At 62.1% G+C, this 3,699-nt stretch carries 5 protein-coding genes; 3 read left to right on the top strand and 2 right to left on the bottom strand.

Annotation, left to right across the window (positions count from 1 at the left end; all coding sequences use genetic code 11):
* Nucleotides 1-1,158, top strand: a 1,158-nt coding sequence (locus WBV42_RS08510) for an AIR synthase related protein (protein WP_423985646.1), incomplete at its 5' end; no start/stop codon positions are given.
* A gap of 90 nt (nt 1,159-1,248) precedes the next feature.
* On the opposite strand, the gene WBV42_RS08505 is transcribed toward WBV42_RS08510, so the two are convergent.
* Together WBV42_RS08505 and WBV42_RS08500 are read right to left on the bottom strand one after the other, a co-directional pair.
* On the bottom strand, nt 1,249-1,404 hold the full coding sequence (locus WBV42_RS08505; protein WP_190303743.1) for a DUF7550 family protein: 156 nt from the start codon (nt 1,402-1,404) through the stop codon (nt 1,249-1,251).
* A 67-nt stretch (nt 1,405-1,471) separates the two neighbouring features.
* The gene (locus tag WBV42_RS08500; RefSeq protein WP_423985645.1) at nt 1,472-1,870 is read right to left on the bottom strand and encodes a hypothetical protein; all 399 of its coding nucleotides are present in this window, start codon (nt 1,868-1,870) and stop codon (nt 1,472-1,474) included.
* Between the two features lie 153 nt (nt 1,871-2,023).
* On the opposite strand from WBV42_RS08500, the gene WBV42_RS08495 reads away from it, so the two are divergent.
* Entirely contained in the window at nt 2,024-3,094 is a 1,071-nt protein-coding gene (locus tag WBV42_RS08495) for a S66 family peptidase (RefSeq protein ID WP_423985644.1), read from the top strand.
* 39 nt (nt 3,095-3,133) lie between these two features.
* Nucleotides 3,134-3,562 (top strand): CopG family ribbon-helix-helix protein, encoded by a 429-nt coding sequence (locus WBV42_RS08490; RefSeq protein ID WP_253228259.1) that lies wholly within the window; start codon nt 3,134-3,136, stop codon nt 3,560-3,562.
* Nucleotides 3,563-3,699: the final 137 nt, after the last annotated feature.

Genomic DNA, 3,699 nt, shown 5'->3' with positions numbered 1-3,699 from the left:
AAGTACGACCTCGGTTGCACCGTCATCGGCGACGTGACCGACGGCAACTACGTCTGTGAGTTCGAGGGCGAGACGGTCGTGGACGTGCCCGCCGAGTTCCTCGGTGACGGCGCGCCGATGAACGACCTCCCGTCGGAAGCGCCGACGCAACCGAACCGCGACCTGCCGGACGCCGACGTGCGCGAAGCGTTCGAGGCAGTCGTCGGGTCGCCCAACTGCGCGAACAAGTCGTGGGTGTACCGCCAGTACGACCACGAAGTCCAGACGCGGACCTCGGTGCTTCCGGGCGACGACTCGGCCGTCCTCGCGATTCGCCGCGCCGAACTCGGTCTCGCGTTCTCGTCCGGCGCGAACCCCAACTGGACGACGACGGCACCCTACGACGGTTCCCGTGCGGTCGCGCTCGAAAACGCGACCAACCTCGCGGCCAAAGGCGCGACGCCGCTCGCCGCGGTCGATTGCCTGAACGGCGGCAATCCCGAGAAACCGGACGTGTACGGCGGATTCAAGGGCATCGTGGATGGTCTCGCCGACATGTGTTCCGAACTCGACGTGCCGGTCGTCGGCGGGAACGTCTCGCTCTACAACGACTCGCCGAGCGGCCCGATTCCGCCGACGCCAACGCTGGCGATGACGGGAACGACGGAGGAGTACGACGCACCACCGACGGAACTCGCAGGCGAGGGGACCCTGTTGCTCGTCGGCGAACCCGCCGCCGAACTCGGCGGGTCCGAATACCTCGCACAGGTCGGCGGGAATGACCGCTTCCCGACGCTTCCGGAGAACGCGAGCGAACGCCTCGCCACCCTCCGCGATGTCGTCACGGGAGACGCCACCCTCGCCGTCCACGACGTGAGCGACGGCGGTCTCGCGGTAACGCTCGCCGAGATGGTGTCGGACGACGCGGGGGCGACGGTTTCGCTCGACGACGTCGACGCCCACGAGTCGCTGTTCAGCGAACTCCCCGGTCGTGCCGTGGTCGAGACGACCGATCCGGACGCCGTCGTCGAAGCCTTCGACGGCGTCGCCCCGGTCACCGAACTCGGACAGGCGAACGACTCCGGAACGCTCCAAATCGACGCCGATGGCGAGGGTCTCCGCTACACGGCGGACGAAATCGCTGAGCTACGGAACGTCCTCGTTCGGGAACTGGAGTAAGCCCGTCTCGGACGTAAGGAAGAGAGCACACCGAATTCTTTTCACTCGTCTATCATCGGAACGGTCGACGGGAAGCGGACAGAAACGAGTTTAGATCAAGAGCGGAACGCCGAACACGAGGATAGCGCCGATGACGAAGACGACGAGTCCGGTCGTCACCTGTCCCATCGTGAACTCCTGCATCGGGGAGGTCAATCGCGTCATTCCGTCCGCGTGTTGTACCGGGTCCGTGTCTTCCGTGCTCATGAGTGAGTTTCAGTCCGTGCGGTACTTCGATGTATCGGTGTTTCAGTGCCGTCGTGCGGGACGGGTTTCAGAACAGGAACAGAAAGTTGTGAACCCCGAGGAAGGTGTACCAAGCGCCTGCTGAGAGATAGATCGTGGTTCTGAAGGCGGCCGGGTAGCCGGTCGGTACCCACGAACTCGGAAATACACGCTCGAAAAGGAGGCCGCTCTCGGCGAGGAGGGTGACGCCGATGACGGCGAACAAGAGGGTGAGGAGCGACCCGGCAACCATACCGAAATGATCCATGAGCGTCCGGGTGAGCCACACCGATTCGAAGACGTCCGTTCGGAGTTTGAGGACGGTGATGGTGCTCACGGCGTCGAGCGTCTTCCCCCCGACGAGTGCCGCCAACAACCACGCCCGATTCGGAGCGAGCGCCGGCCACGCGTGGCGCGTCTCGAATCCGTCCACGGAGCGGTTTGACATACACACAGGGACACCGTTTCGACTCTTTGTTATGGCACGATTAAGTTCGAATTAGGAAAGCTCTGTCAGCAAATTTTTCGATTAATGGCCCGTTAGTGGAACCGTAACTGACGGGTGGAAAGCTATTTGAGACACATAAGAGACATGTATCCCATGACCGATTTCATCCTGCCGCCCGCGCTCGAACCGGGCGACGACGTGTCCATCGTCGCCCCCGGAACGAGCCTCGCAACGGTGTTCCCGGACGTCTACGAATTGGGACTGGAGCGCCTCGAATCGGTGTTCGGCCTGAACCCAGTCGAATTCCCGACGGCGACGAAATCCCCCGAGTGGTTGTACGACCACCCTGAAGCGCGGGCGGAGGACGTGATGGACGCCTTCGCGGACCCCGACATCGCAGGCGTCATCGCGGTCATCGGCGGGGCCGACCAAGTTCGAATCCTGCCACACCTCGACACGGATGTGCTCCGCGAGAACCCGACGCGGTTCTACGGCATCAGCGACAACACGAACCTCCAGATGGCGCTTTGGAACGAGGGAATCGTCTCGTTTTACGGCGGTTGTCTCTTCACCGAGTTCGCCATGCAGGGGTCGATGCACGAGTACACCGTGGAGTATCTGAAGCGGGCGATGTTCGAAGATTCGTTCGGCGAACTCCGCCCGTCCGAGCGATTCACCGACGAGGACCTGAACTGGGACGATCCCGAAAATCTCCACGAACGTCGAGAAATGGAATCGAATTCAGGATGGGAGTGGCGCGGCGGCAGCACTGTCGATGCGGACGAAACCGTCACGGGTAGGACGTGGGGTGGCTGTCTCGCCGTCGTCGACCAGCAGTTATCCGTCAATCGCTATCTCCCCCCTGCCGGGGAACTCGACGGTGCGGTTCTCCTGCTCGAAACGTCCGAGGAACTGCCGAGCGAGTTCGACGTTCGCTGGACGCTGATGGGAATGGGCGAACGTGGACTACTCTCTCGGTTTTCGGCCGTGCTCGTCGGACGGGCGAAAGCGCAGGCCGTCGAAGACCAGCGACCACCCGAAGAACGCGCGGCCTACCGCGAACGCCAACGCGACGCCATCACCGACCTCGTCGGCGAGTACAACCCGGATGCGTCGGTCGTTTTCGACCTCGACTTCGGTCACACCGCGCCGGTCGCCCCGATTCCAGTCGGCGGCAAAGCGACGATCGATCCGACGGAAGAACGGATCACGTTCGAGTACTGATAATAAGATTCTAATAGCGATCCGGTGCTGAGTTAATACATGACCGTCGTGAGCGTCTCCATGCCCGACGAACTGCTCTCTAGAATCGATCAATTCGCCGATGAGCACGGCTACACCGGACGGAGCGAGGTCGTCCGCGAAGCCAGTCGAAACCTCCTCGGCGAGTTCGAGGACCGCAGGCTCGAAGACCGTGAACTGATGGGCATCGTCACGGTGATGTTCGATTACGAGACGACGAACGTCGAGGAGCGGATGATGCACTTGCGTCACGAACACGAAGGACTCGTTGCCTCGAACTTCCACAGCCACATCGGTGACCACCACTGTATGGAACTGTTCGTCCTCGAAGGCACGCTCGAAGAGATTTCGACCTTCGTCGGCAAGATTCGCGCCACGAAGGACACGCTGACCGTCGATTATTCGGTGACACCCGTGGATGGCTTCTCGCCGCTCCAGGACATCGAGTAGACTTATTCGATCAACCGAACCGAATCGCCGACCGACACGTCGGCGGCACTGCCCGCTGGCAGTTCGAACAACGTGTCCGCCTCGGCTTTTCCCAGTCCGGTCCACGCGGAGAGTCGTTTGACGTGCTGGACTTCCCC

Origin of the sequence: Haladaptatus sp. (assembly GCF_049589095.1) — an archaeon.
In the GTDB taxonomy this organism is placed as follows: Archaea; Halobacteriota; Halobacteria; order Halobacteriales; family Haladaptataceae; genus Haladaptatus.
Note: the sequence above shows the minus strand (reverse complement) of the source record. Positions and strands in the feature narration are given on the sequence as shown.